General features: G+C 43.5%; 19 protein-coding genes and 1 tRNA gene. 12 read left to right on the plus strand and 8 right to left on the minus strand.

The genetic code is table 11. The annotated features are described in order from the left end of the window. Positions 1–17: 17 nt before the first annotated feature. Positions 18–782: a TIGR02757 family protein gene (locus BLS64_RS06820; RefSeq protein WP_093112753.1), complete on the plus strand. Its 765-nt coding sequence runs from the start codon at positions 18–20 to the stop codon at positions 780–782. 85 nt (positions 783–867) lie between these two features. Here BLS64_RS06820 and BLS64_RS06825 read toward each other — a convergent pair whose 3' ends face one another. Then, positions 868–2,187, minus strand: coding sequence for a hypothetical protein (locus tag BLS64_RS06825; RefSeq protein ID WP_093112754.1), 1,320 nt, complete (start codon positions 2,185–2,187; stop codon positions 868–870). Between the two features lie 318 nt (positions 2,188–2,505). Between BLS64_RS06825 and BLS64_RS06830 the strand changes: the two genes are divergently transcribed. From BLS64_RS06830 to BLS64_RS06850, 5 genes are read left to right on the plus strand one after another with little or no spacing between them, the layout of a single operon-like run. Further along, positions 2,506–3,681, plus strand: coding sequence for a sensor histidine kinase (locus BLS64_RS06830; RefSeq protein WP_093112755.1), 1,176 nt, complete (start codon positions 2,506–2,508; stop codon positions 3,679–3,681). Between the two features lie 42 nt (positions 3,682–3,723). Continuing rightward, the gene (locus BLS64_RS06835; RefSeq protein WP_093112756.1) at positions 3,724–5,652 is read left to right on the plus strand and encodes a BatA domain-containing protein; all 1,929 of its coding nucleotides are present in this window, start codon (positions 3,724–3,726) and stop codon (positions 5,650–5,652) included. Continuing rightward, positions 5,649–6,908 carry a dihydroorotase gene (locus tag BLS64_RS06840; RefSeq protein ID WP_093112757.1) on the plus strand — a complete coding sequence of 420 codons (1,260 nt, stop codon included), beginning with the start codon at positions 5,649–5,651 and terminating at the stop codon, positions 6,906–6,908. The genes BLS64_RS06835 and BLS64_RS06840 overlap by 4 nt, the downstream gene beginning before the upstream one ends. Positions 6,909–6,944: 36 nt before the next feature. Beyond that, positions 6,945–7,271, plus strand: coding sequence for a DUF4870 domain-containing protein (locus BLS64_RS06845; protein WP_093112959.1), 327 nt, complete (start codon positions 6,945–6,947; stop codon positions 7,269–7,271). Next, positions 7,271–7,930, plus strand: coding sequence for an alpha/beta hydrolase (locus BLS64_RS06850; protein ID WP_093112758.1), 660 nt, complete (start codon positions 7,271–7,273; stop codon positions 7,928–7,930). The genes BLS64_RS06845 and BLS64_RS06850 overlap by 1 nt, the downstream gene beginning before the upstream one ends. On the opposite strand, the gene BLS64_RS06855 is transcribed toward BLS64_RS06850, so the two are convergent. Both BLS64_RS06855 and BLS64_RS06860 read right to left on the minus strand, forming a co-directional pair. Further along, positions 7,927–8,427, minus strand: a complete 501-nt coding sequence (locus BLS64_RS06855) for a hypothetical protein (RefSeq protein WP_093112759.1) — start codon at positions 8,425–8,427, stop codon at positions 7,927–7,929. The genes BLS64_RS06850 and BLS64_RS06855 overlap by 4 nt on opposite strands. After that, the gene (locus BLS64_RS06860) at positions 8,428–9,189 is read right to left on the minus strand and encodes an MBL fold metallo-hydrolase (protein ID WP_093112760.1); all 762 of its coding nucleotides are present in this window, start codon (positions 9,187–9,189) and stop codon (positions 8,428–8,430) included. A gap of 108 nt (positions 9,190–9,297) precedes the next feature. On the opposite strand from BLS64_RS06860, the gene BLS64_RS06865 reads away from it, so the two are divergent. Continuing rightward, positions 9,298–10,752 carry a nicotinate-nucleotide adenylyltransferase gene (locus BLS64_RS06865; RefSeq protein ID WP_093112761.1) on the plus strand — a complete coding sequence of 485 codons (1,455 nt, stop codon included), beginning with the start codon at positions 9,298–9,300 and terminating at the stop codon, positions 10,750–10,752. Positions 10,753–10,812: 60 nt separating this feature from the next. On the opposite strand, the gene BLS64_RS06870 is transcribed toward BLS64_RS06865, so the two are convergent. Then, positions 10,813–11,283, minus strand: coding sequence for an SRPBCC family protein (locus BLS64_RS06870; protein WP_093112762.1), 471 nt, complete (start codon positions 11,281–11,283; stop codon positions 10,813–10,815). A 155-nt stretch (positions 11,284–11,438) separates the two neighbouring features. On the opposite strand from BLS64_RS06870, the gene BLS64_RS06875 reads away from it, so the two are divergent. Together BLS64_RS06875 and BLS64_RS06880 are read left to right on the plus strand one after the other, a co-directional pair. Next, entirely contained in the window at positions 11,439–12,242 is an 804-nt protein-coding gene (locus BLS64_RS06875; RefSeq protein WP_093112763.1) for a phosphatase PAP2 family protein, read from the plus strand. 79 nt (positions 12,243–12,321) lie between these two features. After that, positions 12,322–13,815, plus strand: a complete 1,494-nt coding sequence (locus BLS64_RS06880; RefSeq protein WP_093112764.1) for a S10 family peptidase — start codon at positions 12,322–12,324, stop codon at positions 13,813–13,815. A 58-nt stretch (positions 13,816–13,873) separates the two neighbouring features. On the opposite strand, the gene BLS64_RS06885 is transcribed toward BLS64_RS06880, so the two are convergent. From BLS64_RS06885 to BLS64_RS06895, 3 genes are all read right to left on the minus strand, one after another. Continuing rightward, positions 13,874–14,989, minus strand: a complete 1,116-nt coding sequence (locus tag BLS64_RS06885) for a fatty acid desaturase family protein (RefSeq protein WP_093112765.1) — start codon at positions 14,987–14,989, stop codon at positions 13,874–13,876. A 79-nt stretch (positions 14,990–15,068) separates the two neighbouring features. After that, positions 15,069–15,887 carry an HAD family hydrolase gene (locus BLS64_RS06890; RefSeq protein WP_093112766.1) on the minus strand — a complete coding sequence of 273 codons (819 nt, stop codon included), beginning with the start codon at positions 15,885–15,887 and terminating at the stop codon, positions 15,069–15,071. A gap of 551 nt (positions 15,888–16,438) precedes the next feature. Further along, positions 16,439–16,512, minus strand: a tRNA-Arg gene (locus BLS64_RS06895). Between the two features lie 353 nt (positions 16,513–16,865). Between BLS64_RS06895 and BLS64_RS06900 the strand changes: the two genes are divergently transcribed. The 3 genes from BLS64_RS06900 to BLS64_RS06910 are packed head-to-tail and all read left to right on the plus strand — an operon-like array spanning position 16,866 to position 20,696. Next, complete coding sequence (locus BLS64_RS06900) at positions 16,866–18,746, plus strand: flavohemoglobin expression-modulating QEGLA motif protein (protein ID WP_093112767.1); 1,881 nt, start codon at positions 16,866–16,868, stop codon at positions 18,744–18,746. Next, on the plus strand, positions 18,743–19,789 hold the full coding sequence (locus tag BLS64_RS06905; protein WP_093112768.1) for a glutathione synthetase: 1,047 nt from the start codon (positions 18,743–18,745) through the stop codon (positions 19,787–19,789). The genes BLS64_RS06900 and BLS64_RS06905 overlap by 4 nt, the downstream gene beginning before the upstream one ends. A 16-nt stretch (positions 19,790–19,805) precedes the next feature. Next, positions 19,806–20,696 (plus strand): M14 family metallopeptidase, encoded by an 891-nt coding sequence (locus BLS64_RS06910; RefSeq protein WP_093112769.1) that lies wholly within the window; start codon positions 19,806–19,808, stop codon positions 20,694–20,696. A 78-nt stretch (positions 20,697–20,774) separates the two neighbouring features. Here the strand turns inward: BLS64_RS06910 and BLS64_RS06915 are convergent, their stop codons facing one another. After that, positions 20,775–21,092: a hypothetical protein gene (locus BLS64_RS06915; RefSeq protein ID WP_093228637.1), complete on the minus strand. Its 318-nt coding sequence runs from the start codon at positions 21,090–21,092 to the stop codon at positions 20,775–20,777. Between the last annotated feature and the right edge of the window lie 6 nt (positions 21,093–21,098).

Consider the following 21,098-nt stretch of genomic DNA (forward strand, 5'->3'; position numbering starts at 1 on the left):
CTCTAAAAACCTCTTTTTTGAAGCGCGCAGAACTAAAGGAATTTCTTGATTTTAAAGTAGAACAATACAACACTCCCGACTTCATCAGTTCGGACCCCGTGCAGATCCCGCACCAGTTTACCCGGAAAGAAGACATTGAAATTTCGGGATTTTTGACCGCCACCATCTCCTGGGGAAACAGGAAATCCATCCTCAAAAACGCGAATTCCATGATGCAATTGCTGGGAAATTCACCCTATGATTTCGTTTTGAACCATTCCGAAACAGAGCTTGAAAGTCTTTCCTCTTTTGTACACCGTACCTTCAACGGAACCGACCTTACCTATTTCATAAGGTCGCTGCGGAACATTTATCAGCAACATAACGGACTGGAAGGTATCTTCACCGATCATTCAGATGAAACAGGGTTACAGCCTGCAATTCATCAGTTTAAGAAAATATTTTTCGAATTACCTCATGAGGTAAGGACCGAGAAACATGTGAGCGACCCGCTTAAGAATTCCGCCGCCAAGAGGATCAATATGTTCCTGCGGTGGATGGTGAGAAATGACAACGGAAATGTAGATTTTGGGATCTGGAAAGACATATCCTCTTCCCAATTGTCCTGTCCCCTTGATGTACATTCCGGAAACGTGGCGCGAAAACTTGGGCTTCTCAAAAGAAAGCAGAACGATGCAAAGGCCCTAACGGAGTTGGATACTTCCCTCAGAAAGCTCGACCCGAATGATCCTGTAAAATATGATTATGCGCTCTTTGGGTTAGGGGTGTTTGAGAAGTATTAGAATCTTTTATGGAGCCGTTTAAATAGGAAAAGGCTGCTCCTTTAATAGAGCAGCCTTTTTTCTATTCAATTAGTGCGTTCTCTCCTTAATCTTCAGGACAAACATTAATTGCGACTCGCGCCTGTAATGGGTATGTAAGAGTTACACCTTCATAGACCACGTCAAAGTTATCATCATTTATGTTGTTGACACAAACATCATCCTCACCAATGTTGGGTAAAGTAAACCTTGCGTGAGTGGCTTCCCATCCGTCAACGAGGTTGACTGTGGCAGTCAATAGATCTCTTTGAGCCTGACGTTTTACCAGGTTATATCTTATTGTTCCCACTTCATCTCCATCCTGAGTAAAGATTGGATACAATTGAGTTTGACCTGAAGGCTGTTCACTGGTCCCTACCATTTGGTTAAATATCACTCTTTCACAATCACCGCTTATAGCTGGTAAACAAACCGGTCCTGTTGGTTCTTCTCCCTGACCTTCACAATTGAATCGTAAATGCTCATACTCTACAGTCATATCAGGACCAAAGTTAGCTTCGATATCGTTTCTGCTCAAGGTTCCGGTTAGGACCATTGGAGTAACAGTACCATAGTTGTCTGTCCAATCAAGTAAGGTGGCTTCATAATAAATATAATCCTCATCTGGATCATCGTTTATTGGTAAGGCTACACAAACAGGCCTTGCAAAGAAGTCGCCGTTTTCATCTACTCCTGTTTCAGGTGTAAGATCTGTGTATAACGCAGTACCGGTGTTATCTGTTCCTAACCACACATCAAGACTATAATTGGCAGTGTAATGCCTGCCGTCATCATCACAGTAGTTTGCAAAGAAACAGAGTTCATATGCTTGTACGGCATCCAGTTCAAAGAATAAATATCCATATTGATTGACATCACGGTCGTCAAAGCACAATACTGGTACATCGACATATTTTTTCACACCTGCTCCAAGGTTTATAGCAAGAGGTAAAGCTCCATCTACAAAATTGGCCAAATCTGAACCCATTCTTGGCGCGATCCATATAAGATCGCCTGCTTCATTGTAAACAGAGAAATGGTCCAGACTGTAAGAGCCGGGATCTAATTCCAGGGCAGGATCATCTTCTGTAAAGAGTTGGTCGGCAACCAGATCAACGCGATAAGGTTCATCCTCAGAACCTACCACGTCTATATCTCCCTGTGTTAAAACAATTCTTACAAAGGCAGGAGTGTCATCCGTGCAGGCGGGCATATCCGCCATTACCTGTTTTGTTCCGGCTTTGTTCAAGAGATCATTGACAATTGCCCCAAAGGATAATGTTGCTTTTTCTGAACTTTCGATCTGGGGTTCATCCTTACTACATGAGGTAAAGATCATGGTAAACACAACTAAAGAAGCAGCCATGCATAGTCTTAGGTTTTTCATAATTGAAATATTTATGGTTAATAAAAATGGTTTTAAAGTCAGCTTAAGTAAGCTCCATTTACCACTAGAGGCATGAGCTCACCAACATAAATTGCTGGCACAATTGAAACAACCGGGGGGTGAGGGGAAAATTTAGGGGATAGTTTGTATTACAAATATATTCAGTGGTTGATAAAATTGATATGGGGGGTTTCCCTTAAAAAACTATAAATTAAATAGTTGCGGTAATGAGATATAAAAAAAGTATCGGCTTTGCCAACAATTACTTTAGAAATATTTAATATTTAGTACATTTAAGATATTAAAGGTGATCATGTTATGTCTAATGCGTTTTTTCAGGAATGCAGAAAACTGCGCCCCACTTCCCTTGAGGAATTCCATATCTTAAGATCAATACCTGAAAATGTCTTCCGCGAGATTCTTTTCTTAGCTTCGGAAGCCTGCAATACTTCAGCGGCAGCTTTGATCATTACTGAAAACGAAGAGAATTACATCAAGGCTGCAAAAGATGTTGATCCCGACTGGTTGCTTTCCCGCGAAGAACTCCTGAAAGCGACGCTACAACAAGAAAAAACTTTTGGAGTAAAGGATAGCTCTCTAGGATCACAAGATCATACAAACCTATCATTTTTTGCCGGAACCACTATGATCACCGGCTCCGGAGATGTATTGGGGATTCTGTGCATTCTGGATGGTGACAAACTTCAGCTTACTTCAAATGAGGAAAGATCATTGCGGCTGCTGGCCGGACAGGTATTAAAACTCGTGGAATTTAAAAAGCAGGAGAACCAGTTCAGAAGAATGCAGGCCGCCCTGGAACAAAAATATCAGGACCTGGAGAGGTTTGCCAGTGTGGTTTCTCACGACATCAAATCTCCCCTGGCCAATATCATCTCCCTTACCGAACTTTTAAAAGAAGAGAATAAAGGCAACCTTTCCGCAGAGACAATGGAATACCTCGATTTTCTCGAGGAATCTTCCCAAAGCCTGCGGCGCTATGTAGACGGACTGCTGAAGTTCTACCGCAGTGAAAAACTGCTGGAAAAGAAGGAAGAAGACGTGGAGCTGGGATCTTTTTTTGAAGAGGTGGCCGGTCTGTACAACGTTGATGCAGACGTGGAGATCAATTATCCCAAAAACGGGATCCTTCAAAATGTGAATAAAGCGGCTCTCTCCCAGATCTTTTTGAACCTCCTGGCCAACGCCCTTAAATACAATCATAAGCCGCGACGCCAAGTTGTCGTCCTGTACAAAGCTTCAGAAACCTTCTATGAATTTGAAGTAAATGACAATGGTGAGGGTATTCCTGAAGAAAACATCGGGAAGATCTTTGACCTGTTCACCACTCTGGAACAGAGTGACCGTTACGGCAATATGGGCAACGGCATTGGCCTTGCCACCGTGAAGAAGCTCATTGACCATATGGGCGGGGAGATCTCTGTGGAATCCACAGAGGGAGAAGGAAGCAGTTTTAAGTTCAAAATTAAAAGATAGTGCAGGCGCGGTTTTTTATATTTGATAAACTAAAACCAACACATGTACTTTAGGAATCCTGAACTGCTTTACGCTCTTTTCCTGCTGGTCATACCCGTGTTGGTACACCTTTTCCAGTTACGCAGGTTCAGGATAGAAAAGTTCACCAATGTAAAATTCCTGAAAAAGGCGGTGCAACAAACCCGTAAGAGTTCGACGATCAAAAAGTGGCTTATTCTTTTTACCCGCCTGTTACTGCTGGCCTCTCTTATCATCGCTTTCGCCCAGCCTTATTTTGGATCTTCGGCCGCGGAAAGTGAATCTCAGGAAACAGTGATCTATCTCGATAACTCATACAGCATGCAGGCCAGGGGAAAGAACGGCGTGTTGCTGAAACAGGGAATTCAGCAGCTGCTGGAGAATTTACCACAGGAAGGAGAAATCTCTTTTTTTACTAATTCTGAACAATTTAAGGATATCAGCGCCACTTCTCTTCGGAAGAAATTGCAGGAGATCACTTATTCTCCGGAGCAGTTAAGCTGGAAGACCATCAGCCTTAAAGCCGAAGCTTTACTGGCCGAAAATGGGTCTTCCGCAAAGAATTTCATCGCGATCTCAGATTTTCAGCAGAAAGCGCAAGACGATTCCCTCTCTGCCCTGCCCTCTGCCCGAACTTTTCTGGTGCCTGCAAAACCCGAAAACCTGAACAATGTCGCTGTCGATTCAGCTTTTGTTTCTGAAAAAAGTCCGGACCAGCTCACCTTGAAGGTACTGCTGAAAGCCTCCGGAAAAGCTCCCGAAGGACTACCGGTAAGTCTTTATAACGGAAGTAACTTACTTTCCCGAAAGACAGCGAACTTTGATGAGGAACTTGCTGCTGAAGTGGATTTCAGCATCCCCTCGGGCCCGGTTGAAAATGGAAGGATTAGTATCGAAGATAACGGATTAGAGTTCGACAACCAGCTTTTCTTTAGTATTAACGAGCCCAGCGCCATTAAAGTGGTCGTCATAGGCGATAAAAACAGCGATTTTCTGAGCCGCATTTTTACCGCTCCGGAATTTAACCTGCAGGTCTTTCCGGAAGAAAATGTGAATTACAACGAATTATCGCTTGCCAACCTGGTCATCCTGAACGAAGTGCGGAACATCCCTCCTTCTCTTAACAATCAACTGGTACAACTGCATGGCGAAAATGTGTTTCTGGTGGTCATTCCTTCAGGCCAGGCAGATCTGCAGTCATATAACAGCTTTTTCAGGGAGTTCGGGTTGCAGGGTTTTTCTAATATAGTACAGCAGGAACGCCTTATTACAGATATCTCTTTTTCCCATCCCGTCTATGCTTCGGTTTTCGATGAAAAAGTGCAGAACTTCCAGTACCCCAAAGTTCAAAGCTATTTTGCCATCAACAGGTCGCCGGGAGCTGTTTTGAGTTTTGAGACCGGGCAGCCATTCCTGATCGAAAAGGACCATATTTTCGTTTTTTCTGCCCCCATAAATGGGCAGAATTCCAATTTCAAGGCCTCTCCGCTGATCGTTCCCACTTTCTATAACATTGGAAATCTCACCATTTCCCTGCCACAGCTTTACTTCAGTTTGAATGAAGATCAAAAGATAAGCCTGCAGGCCCAATTGGGGAAAGATGAAATATTGAAACTAGCCTCTCCCGATTATTCCTTTATTCCACGACAGCAAAGCTTTCAGAACAAAGTGGAACTTTTTCTTGAAAATGATCCGCCGCAGCCGGGGCATTATGAAGTGTTGAGAGATACAGCTGTGCTGCGCACGCTTGCCTTCAATGCGGGACGAAGTGAAAGCCAGATGCGGTACAGGGAAATAAAGCCTTCCAAAGATCTTTTGATGCAACAAAACGTTCCTGATGTGTTTGAGGAGATCAAAGCTACGGGAGAAACAGCTGCACTTTGGAAATGGTTTGTTATTTTTGCCCTGATTCTCTTACTTACTGAAATGCTCATCCTAAAATTTTTTAAATGAAGCTACTGATCCGATCTGCCAAGATCATCGACAACGAAAGCCCGTTCAACAACAAGGTCATGGATATCCTGGTGGAAGACGGCAACATCAAAGAGATCGCTCCCCAGATCAAGACCAAAAAAGTTGACCGGGAGATCACCTTGGATAATCTTCATGTATCTCAGGGATGGTTTGACAGTAGTGTGAATTTTGGGGAACCGGGTTTTGAAGACCGGGAAACCCTTGAAAATGGACTCAGGACAGCAGGTAAAAGCGGGTTTACGTCAATTGCCCTCAACTCCGGAAATGATCCGGTGACCGACAATAAGGGTGCGGTTTCTTTTCTGAAAAATAAAGCGCAGGGACAGCCTGTAGCGCTTTATCCCATCGGCGCTTTGACCAGGAAAAGTGAAGGCACTGAAATGGCCGAACTCTTCGACATGCAGCAGGCGGGCGCTGTGGCTTTCGGAGATTACCAGAGAGCTGTCTCTAACCCCAATATGCTAAAGCTCGCGCTGCAGTACACTCAAAACTTTGACGGGCTGGTGCTTTCCTTTCCGCAGGAGAACAAGATAGCCGGGAACGGACAGGTAAACGAGCATGAGATGAGTACCCTGCTGGGGTTAAAAGGAATTCCCGCCCTGGCCGAAGAGTTGCAGATCACCAGAGATCTATACATCCTGGAGTATACAGGAGGAAAATTGCACATTCCCACTATTTCTACTGCGAAGGCGGTAGATATCATTCGTGACGCCAAGGAGAAAGGCCTGGATGTGACCTGCGGAGTTGCCATTCACAATCTTTTCTTTACAGATGAGATCCTCAAGGAATTTGACACCAACGCAAAAGTTTTGCCTCCATTGAGAACAAAAGCCGATGTTAAAGCACTTTTGCAGGGAATTAAGGACGGAACCATTGATATGGTGACCACAGACCATTCTCCCATGGATGTGGAGCATAAAAAAGTGGAGTTCGATAATGCCCTTTATGGCACCCTGGGGCTGGAATCGGCTTTGGGAGCTTTGCTGAAGATCACTTCACTTAAAACCGCTGTAAAAATGCTTACCGCCGGAAAAAGCAGGTTCAATATTCCTGAAAATGTCATCGAAGAAGGAGCCCCCGCGAATTTGACCTTTTTCGATCCTGAAGTCACCTACACCTTTGAAAAGGAGCATATCTGGAGTACTTCCAGGAACAGCCTTTTCCTGGGGCAGGAACTAAAAGGAAAAGTTTACGGTATTCTCTCCGACAGTACATTTTTAGCTTCCGAAGACTAAGAGAAAATCGTACTTTTGTACAAGAAAAAAATTATTATGAAAACCATAGCCGAAGAGGGTAAAGCTGCAGCCATTGTGGCTTACCTTACCATCATAGGAACCATTGTCGCTTATTTCATGAACAATGACAGCAAGAATCCTTTTGCTTCCTTTCACATAAGACAGGCTCTGGGCATTCATATCACTTTCTATTTGCTGGGGATCCTGGTTTCGGCGTTTGACAGCTGGATGATCTCCTCTGCCTTTTACATCTTTATTCTTATCCTATGGGGCTACGGACTTATTACCGCCATTCAGGGGGAGCAAAAGGAAGTGCCTGTAATGGGAGCATACTTTCAAAAATGGTTTAGCACGATACACTAATGAACACCAGTACTTTGTCTTTATATCATCTTGTACGAAAACCAAAAATCGCTGTAGAAAAGGCGCCTTTGCTCATCATGATGCATGGCTATGGGAGCAATGAAGAGGACCTTTTCTCTTTCGCTGAAGAACTGCCAGATGAATTGTTCATCATTTCCCTGAGAGCGCCCTATCCCATGCCGCCATACGGTCATGCCTGGTATGCCATTCACTGGGATAATAACGACGGAAAATTCAGTGATGATGTGCAGGCGGTGACTTCGCGTGAGAAGATCGCTGAATTTATAGATGAAGCTATAGAACAATACCCGGTAGATCCCACAAATGTCAGTTTGTTAGGTTTTAGCCAGGGCTGTATTCTTAGCCTTGCCGTGGCGCTTTCATATCCTGAAAAGGTGAAGAATGTAATAGGCCTTAGTGGCTATGTCAATCCTGATATCCTGAAAGAAGGATTCAGAAACAATGATTTTTCCAACCTTTCAGTTTATAGTTCCCACGGCACGCAGGACCAGGTGATCCCCGTGAGCTGGGCGAGGAATACAAAACCTTTCCTGGATTCTCTTAAAATCGAAAATAGTTATTCAGAATTTCCTGTCGGCCATGGCGTAGCGCCGCAAAATTTCTGGGAGCTGAAAAAGTGGCTCGAAGAGCGGCTTTAATTAGGAGTGTAAAGCAAAGCTTCCTGAGTGGTGATCTCCAGGTTTCGGTCCTCCCCTATTTCGTAGGTTAAGAACAGATCTCCCCAGTAAGTGCCATCGGTAAAGCTGGCCAGTATCCATTTTTGGTTGAGCAGCTTTATTTTATTGATCCTGAAATGGCCGTCCATGCCTTCGTATGGAACCAGGTCATTGTCTGCATCGGCTTTATTTCGGCTTATCAGTTCGCTTTCTACTTTCTCTATTACTTCGGAAGGATCCAAACCTCTGTTTTCAAGGTAAGACAGGGCCTCTTCATTGGTTACAAGAGAGAAAGCCTCTTGTTGTCCCTGTGCATCAGAAGAAAGAGATTCAACTTTTTGTTCAGCAAGAATCAGGTCTTCCTGAAGTTGCTCGATCTTTTCTTCTTTTGACTTCAGCATGCTTTGTCCCGAAACATAGATATATACAGCCAGTAAGGCAGTGAAAACAAAGAGGTAGAGTAAAAGGCTTTTTCGCATTTAAATGGTGATTTGCAGATTATCATAGGCCAGAAATACATTTTTTGGAAGTGTGGCCTGCACTTCCTCATGAAAACCCATTACATGACTTATATGGGTGAGATATGCCTTTTTTGGGTTGATCTTCTCAATGAACTTCAGGGCTTCCTCCAGGTTGAAATGAGAATGATGAGGCTCCTTTCTCAGGGCATTGATCACCAGCACGTCTACCCCCTTCAGCTTTTCGATCTCTTCCTCCTCTATTGTCTTGGCATCGGTGATGTAGGCGAACTCCTGGATCCTGTAACCAAAAACCTGCACCCGGTTGTGCATCACATCAATAGGTGTTACCTGGTGTTTCCCCACCTTGAAAGGTTCATTTTGGATCACATTTTCCCTGACGCTGGGAGCGCCGGGATATTTATTTTCGGAAGCGAAGATGTAATCGAACCTTTTCCGCAGTGAATCCATCACCCTCTCATGGGCAAAAACGGGAATATCTCCCTGCTGAAAGAAATAAGGACGAATGTCATCAAGGCCCGCGGTATGATCGCTGTGTTCATGGGTGAACAAAATTGCATCCAGACGCTCTATGGGATTGCTGAGCATTTGTTGTCTAAAATCTGGCCCGCAGTCAATTACGATATTGAAACCTTCCACTTCTATAAGCACCGAAACCCGCAGCCTTTTATCTTTGTCATCCTCACTAAGACAAACCGGATGTGTGCTGCCAATAACGGGGATTCCCTGCGAAGTTCCTGTGCCCAAAAATGTTACTTTCAATGCCTTTTATTTTACCACAAAACTAAGTATTATTTTTTTGTTTGGCCCTGCATTTTAGTACCTTTGATACCAACTTAAGTAAGTTCACTTTTCTAAAAGAAATCAGCTATGCCAATAACTATAATGGGAGATCGGGAGTTTGAAAATGTCCCTTCCATAAAAAGTAAAGCTTTACGAATAAATCTCAACGAAAATATCTACGGAACCTTTTCAGAAATCGGAGCGGGACAGGAAACTGTGCGTAATTTCTTCAGAGCTGGTGGAGCTTCGGGTACCATTGCAAAGGCAATGAGTGCTTATGATAAAGATTTTAGTGATGCCATTTACGGAATTGAGGATGACAGAAGGTATGTGACCGAGGAGCGATTGAAAAAGATGCTGACGCATGAGACCAATCTTATTGAACAGCGAATCTCCCGTGAAAAGCACCCTAACAAGCTTTTCTTTACTTATGCCAACACTGTTGCGACCATAGATTTCGCCAAAAAATACAAAGGACATGGCTGGGTAGGAATCCGATACCAGGTACATCCTGAAGAAGAGTACAACGAGATCATTCTCCACGTACGTTTTCACGAGAATGATGCGCGTCTGCAACAAAATACTTTAGGGATTCTGGGTGTGAATCTTATTTACGGTGCTTACTACAAGTATGATAATCCGAAAAAATTATTAAGATATCTCTATGATCATATCGATAAGGACCAGATAGAGATCGATACCATTAACTTCTCGGGGCCAAGATTTGAAAAGGTCGATAACCGTTTAATGAGTTTGCAGCTGGTGAAGAACGGAATGACCGAGGCCGTAATGTTCGCGCCAGACGGTAATAACGTATTGCCGGCAAAGATTCTGTATAAAAAGAATATCCTCGCCCTTAGAGGTAGCTTTAGACCCGTGACCAAGGTCAATATGGACATGTATAAAAGGTCTATGGAGCTGTTCCTGAAAGAGAACCGCGTTGATGAAGAAAATACCGAAGTTATCTTTGAGATCACCCTCTCAAACCTGCGGGCAGAAGGAGAGATCGACGAAAGGGACTTTATGGATCGTGCCGAACTGCTTTGTTCTCTTGGACAAACGGTAATGATCTCCAACTTCCAGGAATATTATCGCGTTGTGGAATATTTCTCCCGTTATACCAAGGAACGTATGGGTCTCGCTATGGGAGTTAACAACCTGGTGGATATATTTGATGAGAAATATTACCGTCACCTTAGTGGAGGTATTTTGGAGGCTTTTGGTAAGTTATTCTTTAAGGATCTTAAAGTTTATCTCTACCCTCTTAAAGATAAGGATACCGGTGAGATCACTACTAGCGAGAACCTCAAGGTGCATCCAAGAATGAAGGAGCTGTATAAGTTCTTTAAATACAACGGAAAAGTGGTTGATATAAAGAACTATGATCCTGAGATCCTTGATATTTACTCCAGGGAGGTGCTTCAAATGATCGCTGAAGGTAAAGGAGGCTGGGAAAGCATGCTGCCGGAAAAGACCACCGCGATGATCAAAGAACACAACCTGTTCAGTCACCAAAAACAGAAGGAAGCTCAAAAAGCTTAATTCAGACTGAAATTTTATATAGCAAAGGGGCAGGAAAATATCCTGCCTTTTTTGTTTACGCTACTCTCCCGGGTATTTCCCAAAAACCTCTTGCAACTTTTCTCGTCTAAAATCGAATATTGCCTGAAGCCTTGGCTTCACCAGTACAGGATGCACCATTCTGCCCAAAAGGCCAAAAGGAAGTTTGTAATCCACCACGTCTTCCATCTCTACCCCGTTCTCAATTTCTCTGAAGAAATGCTTATGATGCCATAATGCATAAGGTCTGAACCGCTGTTCATCAACAAAGAACTTCTTTTCCTGCACGTGGGTGATCTCTGTCACCCACCTGGTCTTAAACCCGGCCACAGGCCGTACGATATACTGGATGATCTGCCCCGGATGCATCTTTCGCTCGGCTCCCGAAATGATCTCAAAGCCCATGTCGGGTGGCGTGATATTTTGTAAATTCCTGGGATCTGAGAAAAAATCCCAGGAACTGTCAAGGGAAATTGGCAGGTTCTGGCTTCTTTTCAGGGAATAGATCATGATAAGTCTTTCTTTTCAAGTTACGATTATGATCAGGATCCTTCACCTTTTAAAAAAATTAAATATTCCATAATTTTCCGTGGGAAACTTCTTATAATTTGGTTAAAGGCGCAGGTGTTCAGGGATTTTCATTTGATATTTGGTAAAAAACCAAGATCATGAACAGGAAATTCTTAGTTCCTTTTATTCTATTATTTTTCTTTATTTCAACTTCTTCTGCGCAATCTGATTCTCCCTATGAAACTTCCTGGGCCCTTGACGGCACCTGGATAGGTGTTGGACTGGGTCTCAATGGCCTGGGTTTCAAACTCATTCAGGACAAAGAAGCGCTTACAGCCGAAGAACTGGCTGCCATTTCCAAAGATGATGTGCCCGGATTTGACAGATGGGCTGCGGGCAATTATTCTGAACGTGCAGACAATATAAGCTACTACCCTTTTTACGGCTCCTTTGCGGTGCCTTTCATCATGATGCTTACAGATGAGCAACGGCCGCATGCCGGGCAGATTTCGGTACTTTTTATCGAGACCATGGCCACAACCGGAGCTTTGTATACTATCACTGCCGGGGCTGTGAACCGCAGCCGTCCTCTGGTTTATAATGAAGACCTTCCCGATGAGCTGCGGAGTGAAGCCGGAGCGCGACGTTCATTTTTCGCGGGGCATACCGCGGCAACAGCTTCCGCTACCTTTTTCGCTGCCAAAGTATTCAGCGATTTCAATCCAGATTCCTGGGCAAAACCCTATGTGTGGACAGCTGCTGCGCTTGTTCCTGCCTGGGTAGGATATTTAAGGCTTGAAGGCGGAAAACATTTCCTTTCAGATAATATCGTAGGCTACGGAATTGGAGCCCTCTCCGGAATCCTCATTCCTGAACTTCATAAAAAAGAGAACACCGAATTCTCCTTTTTTCCGACCATGGGAGCTGAATACCAGGGGATCAGCATGAGGTATACCTTTTAGCATTTGAGATAACTTCCGAAAAAGAGGAATTTTCCTTCTAATTTTCTATTTTTAGGCCTTTATCACCTAAAACCTGAACATGAGAAAATTTGCCTTTTTATTGGTCCTTTTTTGCTTTGTTAGCCTTACTTCCGAAGCTCAAAAGATTCCAATCCCCGTTGATACTACCGTGACCACCTCCCACACTGTTAATATTAATGGTAAAAGAATAAATTACACGGCTACTACGGGAATGCAACCGGTTTGGAACGAAGACCGTGAAACTGTCGCCAGCCTTTTCTATACTTATTATAAACGCAGCGGAATAAAGGACACTCGCAATCGTCCGCTGGTGATCTCTTTTAACGGCGGACCGGGCTCTGCTTCTGTCTGGATGCATATTGCCTACACAGGCCCGCGTATCCTGGAAATAGATGATGAAGGTTTTCCCGTACAGCCTTATGGGATCAAGGAAAACCCTCATTCGATCCTGGATGTTGCCGATATAGTTTATGTGAACCCTGTAAATACTGGATATTCCCGCATTATTGAACCTGAAGGTGACAAAAAGAGGGACCGTAAGGAATTCTTTGGAGTGAATGCCGATGTGAGTTACCTGGCGAAGTGGATCAATACTTTCGTGACGAGGAACGATCGATGGCTGTCGCCAAAATACCTGATCGGGGAAAGCTATGGAACCACCAGGGTTTCCGGATTAGCCCTGGAACTGCAAAACAGACAGTGGATGTATCTCAACGGAGTTATTTTGGTTTCTCCTACCGAAATTGGGATAGACCGTGAAGGACCCGTAGAGGTCGCCAACCGTCTGCCTTATTTTACTGCCGCGGCATGGTATCATAAAGCCCTTCCGGAAGAGCTTCAAAATAAAGACCTGGAGGAATTGCTGCCGGAGGTTGAAGAGTATGCCATAAACGAACTTTTACCTGCCCTGGCAAAGGGAGGATTCCTTCCGGAGGAGAAAAGACAGGAGATCGCTTCAGAAATGGCGAGATACAGCGGCCTTTCAGAAAAGACTATTCTTCAGAACAACCTGGAAGTGCCCTATAGATATTTTTGGAAGGACTTGCTAAGGGATAAATCGGGAAACACTATTGGAAGGCTTGACTCCCGTTACCTGGGGCTGGATCGAAAAGAATCGGGAGATTCTCCAGACTATAACTCAGAGCTAACCTCCTGGCTTCACTCCTTCACTCCTGCCATTAACTATTACCTGCAGAACGACCTGAAATTCGAGACAGACCTTACTTATTTCATGTTCGGGCCGGTGCACCCGTGGGACCGCAGCGGAAACAAAACTGGTGAAAACCTGAGACAGGCCATGGCTCAAAACCCGAACCTGGACGTATTGATACAGAGCGGGTATTTTGACGGTGCCACCACTTATTTTGATGCGAAATATACCATGTGGCAGCTTGACCCTAGCGGAAAAATGAAGGACAGACTTAATTTTAAAGGCTATCGCAGCGGTCACATGATGTACCTGCGAAATGAGGACCTGCGCAAAGCGAATGATGATCTTCGGGAATTCATTCAGAGAACTCTGCCTAAAGCCGGTGAACCTGCCATGTACTAGAAAGCAGTGCTTCAGTTCAAAAGAGTGCCCCGGAATTGAATTATTCCGGGGCATTTTTTTACATGGTCTCTTCAAAAATGTTCTCCTGCCGCGAATTCTGCTTCAGTAGAGCGAAATGATTCAAAAGCGACCTTTTAAGGCTTTCTTTCCTGTAAGGCAGAGAATGCCTGGCAGAAAAATCTTCAATAATGTGGCTTACCTCGGGATAATAGACGTGGTGAATGTAGGGGAACAAATGATGGGCAATGTGATAATTGAAGTTAGCCATAAAAAATCTGGTAAAAAGATTGTCGCTGCTCACATCATTCGTGCATACCAGTTGATGCATAAACCAGGTATGGGGAATGTTACCCGACTCATCGAGCTCGGGAAAATCACTTTCTATACTGGCATGCGGAGAAAGCAGAACGATCAAAGAAGTTATGCTCGCAGTAAACATAAAAAGCATAAATCCCACAATGATCATTCCCCATGAAAATTCCAGCACCACTTTAGGAATAACCAGAATGTACGTGAAAAACAGGATCTTGAAAAAGAAGAGTTTATAATACTCCTTCTTCGGAATCATGGTTACTTTATGAACCGTACGCTCTTTACCAAAGAAATCCCGGAAATCCCTTACCATCAACCAATTGAACAGGTATAACGGATATAGAAAAGGAAGATAGATATGCTGATATCGCTGAATTTTCTTCACTGGTGTCTGCGGAAAGATCCTCACCAGGGGACTTTGTTCCAGGTCACTGTCCCAGCCCATAATATTCGGAAAAGCGTGGTGCAGCCGTAAATGCCTTACTTTCCAGATGTAACTGTTGGCCCCTAGCAGGTCAAAAAAGTACAGGAACCCTTGGTTCAATTTTCCGTGGTTCTTAAATGTCACTCCGTGAACTGCATCATGTACAAGATTCAGGAAATTGAGCAGCAAAAAGAAGCCAAGAAATATGTAAGAAATAAAGAATATCAGAGGATCCTGTCCCTTGAGCAGCAGAAGTGCGTAGGTCGCAAAGTAAAGGCTGGGAAACAACAATATCTTGAACCAGATAATCTTTCGTCTCGAGGAAGAGAATTTTTTCACTACCTCTTCTACCTCCTTTCGTAGTTCCAGAAATTCCGGTTCTACGGGAAGTTTAAATTTTGGCCTGTGAAATTCTCTTTGCGGTAAAGTTTCCCCCATTACGTTAAGTTACGCAAGCAAAAAAAGAACCGCAAAATTTTTACAAGACATTAATAAACAGGCAGGTACATGTTTCCGTTCAAAGCATTGGTTTATCATGATGTGCCAAAAGCTCTTTGAGTATTTGTTCTACCCCCTGTTCATTGTTGCTTTTAGTTCTATATTTTGCAGCTTCCATGACTTCATTATGTGCATTTTCAACCGCAACACTAATAGCCGAATTTTCAAAGAGTTCCATATCATTGAGGTAATCCCCAAAAGTCATGGTGTTCTCCTTTTTTAGTCCGTGTAGTTTTTGAAGGGCTTTTAAAGCGTTTCCTTTGTGAGCTTCCTTGTGATTGAAGTCTATCCAGATCTTCCCCGAAAGTTTCACCTGCAGCTCTTTTTCGAAATGTTTCACCTTCGGCAGGGAATGCTCCTCGGCCCCCGAAAGGTCACAGATGGTAAGTTTCAAAAAAACATCGTCTTTTACTTCCAGGAGATCATCAACCACCTTATACTTCTCATAATGTTCAAGGAACGGCTTCATAAATTCAGGATCGGTGCTTTCAATGTAGGCTTGTTCCCTGCCGCACAGCACCAGGTACTTTCCTCCTATTGCCCTCACCTCTTTGATCACCTCCTGCACGATCTTCTCATCCATTGGCTGAATGAAAACCTGTTCGCCTTTTTCCATCACTATAGCGCCGTTTTCAGCAATAAAAGAAAGTTCATCCTTTAATGGTTCCAATCGCTCCATAAGGCTGTAATATTGCCTTCCGCTGGCCACGGCAAAGGTGATACCTCTTTGTTGCAGTTCTTTTTGAAGCCTGTAGAACTCCTCGCTCACCTCATGCTCACTGTTCAGAAGGGTGCCGTCCATGTCGCTAACAATAAGCTTTATCTTAGAAAAATCCATAGCATATTTGTTGTACTTCGGAAAAAAGTCCGAAGGAGAGAAATTGTTCTTTAACCGGGAAAATTACATAAATCTTAAAGTCTTTTTCAACCTGAAATTGACCTTTTCACCTGAAGTTTGAAACAAAAAAGCCCCAAAGAAAAAATCACGTGTCCTATTTTGGGGGTAGTCCATGTAGATCTTTGGGGCAAACCTTATCAATTATGATAGAGAACCAAAACTAAAGAAATTTCCCACAGTCATCTTGTAAGAATTTGTTAAAACACTATTTATTACCGTCAAGAGACTGAAATGCAAATAGTTGAACTTGAGTTAATAATCGTAGCTTGCTTCAAAAACAACAAACCACTTCTGCTGGGGACGTGGTTTTGTCTATTCAAATGATCCCGCCAAGGATGGTTTTCTCATTAAACTTCACCCACTCCTGCAAATTAAAAACCAGGGGCTTACGCCTTACTTTTCTTGTTTCCCTCCACACAGTTGAATTTCGATTCGGGTGCTTCGAAAAACAAAAAAACCACGCCCTTTGGGACGTGGTTTTGTACTTGATGTGATCGCGCCAGGATTCGAACCTGGGACCGTCTGCTTAGAAGGCAGATGCTCTATCCAGCTGAGCTACGCGACCATTAAAGCGGTGCAAATATAATGAGGTTTTCAATAATCACAAGCAAAATATAAATTTAATTCCCTCTCCATTTGTAATCCTATATTTTTCAAGCTTCTAGAAGAATAATTTTTTTAGGTTTAAAACCTTAACTATTCTTCGATCTACAGAGATACTGTGGGGCAGGATACCCTCTCGTTTTAGAAGCTTTTCCCTTTTCTAAAATTACTATTAAAGTATTGCTAATATTAGCCTAAGACCAACCGGCTAATTACCTAAAAAAACAATAATCCGTTACATTTACCTAAATACCTTTTGGCAGGAAAATTCTCCCTTCAGTCGGGAGTTGCCAATCCAAAAACATTCAATTTTTTATGGAAGTAAGCACATCTAATGAATTACAACCTTTAGGCGAAGCCTCCATTCAGAAAATGATAGAAAAATTGCAGGAAGATTGTGAACTTGAACAACATCTTCCCGGCGGGGGGTATTTGCACATGAGCGATGAACTGCCTTATCTGGTGGTTTACCGGGTTAAGGACCAGGAAAAGGATGAAGACCGGGCTACTGTTCGCTTTGTACTAAGTGAAGCCTCTTTTCTTATCATAGGAGACGAAGAATGGGAAGGCTATCAAAGGCTCATTTATTCCCTGGGGGAAGCCATGTCATCTAAATTCAAATCTTTTTTATTGCTGGAGATCTTTTCGGGAGATGTTGAAAGCAACGAATTTAAAATAAAGGGACCGGCAGACCGTCTTCCGGCTACCTTAAAGATCCTGAAAAAGGAACTTGACAAACTTAATAAGAATTACCAGGTGCTTGATCTTGATAGAGCAAAGATCGAGAATACAGAAGAAAGACAGCCAGAAGGGCAACGGCCATTACTGAGCATCTCCCAGTTAAAGGATGCAGGTTGCCTGCTTATAGGACTTGAAGTTCCCCCGGTTTACAGAAATTCGGAAGGAGAGGAATATCCTGTATTCTTCAGGAGTTTTAAAGACGACCTGGTGGTAGCCTTACACAAGACAATTTATGAATTTATAAGGATTCAAACTTCGAGCGGAGTTAAAAGTTATCAGGCTTTGGGTCAAAAAAGCCTTCAGAAGAAAGTACTGGAAATTGACCGGCAGCTGGCTAGCATTGAAACCTCCTATCAATTTCTGTGGCTGGTTTCCCCGGCCAACATAAGACAGATCAAAAACACCTTTTTTGAAACCAAATATGAAAAGGTGCTAAATTATCATTACCGGCTGTTACCCGTAGATCCTGACGTTTTGAAGCGCCGTTTATACAACCTTAAAATGGAAGAGATCGATGATCCTGCCCTGTCCTATATTTTTAGGGAAAAACGGGAAGAGCTTGACCTGCAGATAAGCATGCTTACCGAGAGGGGCTCTAAAGATTTCTTTTACAACAGTATGATGCTGTATGGGGATATCGAAAAAGACCTTCTAAAGGAAGCCGAAACCCTGTTGCGTGAAGTTGAGGAAGGAACTCCAAAAGAGGCCGAAAATATTATGAAGGCCGAAGATTTCAAATATCTGGCAGAATCAGAATTTGAATACTTCAGGTCGCAGGACAAAAATTTTTCGAGTAAGGTCCATGTCCGGGATGATGTCAACATCCTCATGGTATCACAGGGAGAGCTGTATATCCCCAGTGATTATAAGTTAAATTCCGAAGAGACTAAAGCCCTGGTACAGCATGAGATAGGCACACATGTACTCACCTACTATAATGGGAAACAGCAGCCTTTGAACCTGCTATCCATAGGCTTAACAGATTATGACACCCTTCAGGAAGGCCTGGCGGTACTTTCAGAGTACCTGGTGGGAGGCCTCACCGGTAACCGAATGAGAACCCTGGCCGGCCGTGTTGTGGCTGCTTCGGCTAGAATGCATGGCGCCGAATTTCAGGAGATCTTCAGGCTGCTGCACGAGGACTATGGATTTTCTCCGCAGCGCTCGTTCAACATCACTTCCCGCATCATGCAAGGTGGCGGTTTTACAAAAGATATTTCTTATCTAAAAGGCCTTTTTCAGCTGAATCAGCATCTTAGCGAAGGCGGGGAACTGGGGCCGTTACTCACGGGAAAATTTGCGCTGGAACATATGCCCATAATTACAGAGCTAAGGGAGCGTCGGGTACTAAAACCGGTCAACCTCATGCCACGATACCTGAATACCGAAGAAACCATTAATAAATTACGTAAAATCCGGGAGGGTATGCCCCTTTCACAAATGATCAACACATGAAAATATGTTTTGTTGTAAACAGCATTGAAACTGAAAAATGCGGTACCACGATGTACCTTGTTTACGAAGCCTGGAAGAGAAAACACGATGTCTATGTTATGGGCGTTGGAGATTTCTCTTTCACCAATACCGAAAAATTAACCATTAACAGCACCTACGTTTCCAAGAATGCGAGTGCAGAGTCCCCCTCAGAGTACCTTGAGTTGCTGAAGGGGGAGAAAGCCAAAGAAAGTCGCATTGTGGCTAAAGACCTTGATGTACTTTTCATTAGGAACAACCCAACCGAAGAAGGCAGCAGCCGGCAGTGGGCAGAACAGGCAGGTGTGGCCTTTGGAAGAATGATGCAACAGGAAGGCGTCCTGGTGCTCAATGACGCCTATGCCCTCTCCCATGCGTTCATTGATAAACTTTACTTTGAAGAACTACCTAGTGAGATCAAACCTAAATCTTTAATTACCAGAAGTAAAAAAGAAATCCTCGAGTTCTTTGAGGCCAATAAAAAGAAAATGGTTCTTAAGCCCCTGGAAGGTTCGGGAGGACGGGATGTTTACCTTATCGACAAGAACGAAAAGAACCTGAACCAGATCATAGAGAATATCATCAACAAAGGCTATGTGATTGCCCAGGAATTCCTTCCGGCGGCCAAAGAAGACGTACGGGTTCTTCTTCTGAATGGTCGTATAATGGAAAAAAAAGGGAAATATGGCATTATTCGCCGGGTAAGCGGCGAGGGAGAATTCCGAAGTAATTTTGCGCAAGGAGGCTCTGCAGATAAGAGTCCACTAACTGAAGGCATCCAGAAAGTAGTTAACGTGGTAGCACCTAAGCTAATCAAGGATGGCCTGTTTTTCGTTGGGCTTGACGTTGTAGAAGATAAATTGATCGAGATAAATGTACTTAGCCCCGGCGGGTTAGATCATTTTGGAGAGATAAATCTTCCCGATTTTTCAGATATGGTAATAGATTCCATTGAGAAAAAAGTAGAGTATAAAGAAATGTATGAAGGCCAGATAGAAAACAAGGTGCTGGCTACAATGGCTTAAAAATACCAGACCAGCTATGAAAGAAAGAATAATAGGAAATTATACCAGCAATATTGAAGGTCCGTTGCTGTTCGTTACGGGCGGAGTTCATGGAAATGAGCCCAGCGGAGTTAAGGCCCTGGAGAGGGTTTTTGAAGAGCTGAACAAGACAAAACCCCAAATTAAAGGCCGTATAGTGGGCGTGAAAGGAAATACTGCTGCCCTGAAAAAAGATCAACGGTTTATTGATGAAGACCTTAACCGTACCTGGACAGAGGAAAATGTACAAAAGGAAAATCCCGGTTCCCGGGAACAGCAGGAAATGCACGAGATCATCAAGGCGCTGGAACATTATCCTGAAAAAGATTTCACCAAACGCTATTTTCTAGACTGTCATACCACATCATCGGCCAGTTTACCTTACATCTCTGTACAGGAAGTGAACGATAACGATGAATGGGCACACAAATTTCCCGGCTATAAGGTTCGTGGCTTTAGCGATATCGTCTACGGAGCCATTGATCATTATATGAGTCGCACCGGCCTAACCGGATTTGTATTTGAAGCAGGACAGCATACCAGTGATGAATCTGTAGAGAACCATGAAGGAATGATATGGCTGGCTCTTGAAAAGGCCTGTGGCCTGGACCTCCAGGAATTATCTGGTCATCCGGAATGCGTTGAAAGATTCACCGTTAAAAATGCTCCAGATGATAAAACCTTTGAAATCGTGTACAGACATGAGATCAAGGATGGAGATGATTTTAAGATGGAACCGGGGTATAAAAACTTCCAAAAAATAGAAAAAGGAGAGCTTTTGGCTAGCAGCAATGGGGAAGAAATAAAAAGCGAATGGGATGCTTATATTTTTATGCCCCTTTACCAGTCACAAGGAAACGACGGATTTTTTGTTATCAAAGCAGTTTAGATTTCCTCTTGAAAACATGAAAAGGCCCGGAAAAATACATTTCTCCGGGCTTTTTTATTTAGTTAAAGTGCTTGACAACTATCGTTTTACTATCCCCACCACTTCGCCAGATTCACAATTCACCCTCAAAAGCTCGCTGCTTCCTACTCCATACTTGCCCTTAGGTACCTCATAATCGGCCATAGGCCAGGAAGCTCTTAAAAAGCTGATCTTTGTCCCGTCTCTCGGGTCGATCAACGGACTTTTACAGACCTTTTCCCCTGGAACTGCAGCCGGGTTTTCAAAATAAGCCGGAATATCTGTGGCATCTCTCATCACTTCCTGTGAGTTAAAGGAGTTACTGGTAGTTCCGCAGCCTACCAGCAGCACGAAGAGCACTAAAATAATTGATCTCATAAGGTT

The sequence above is a fragment of the Salinimicrobium catena genome, assembly GCF_900102915.1.
Lineage (GTDB): Bacteria > Bacteroidota > Bacteroidia > Flavobacteriales > Flavobacteriaceae > Salinimicrobium > Salinimicrobium catena.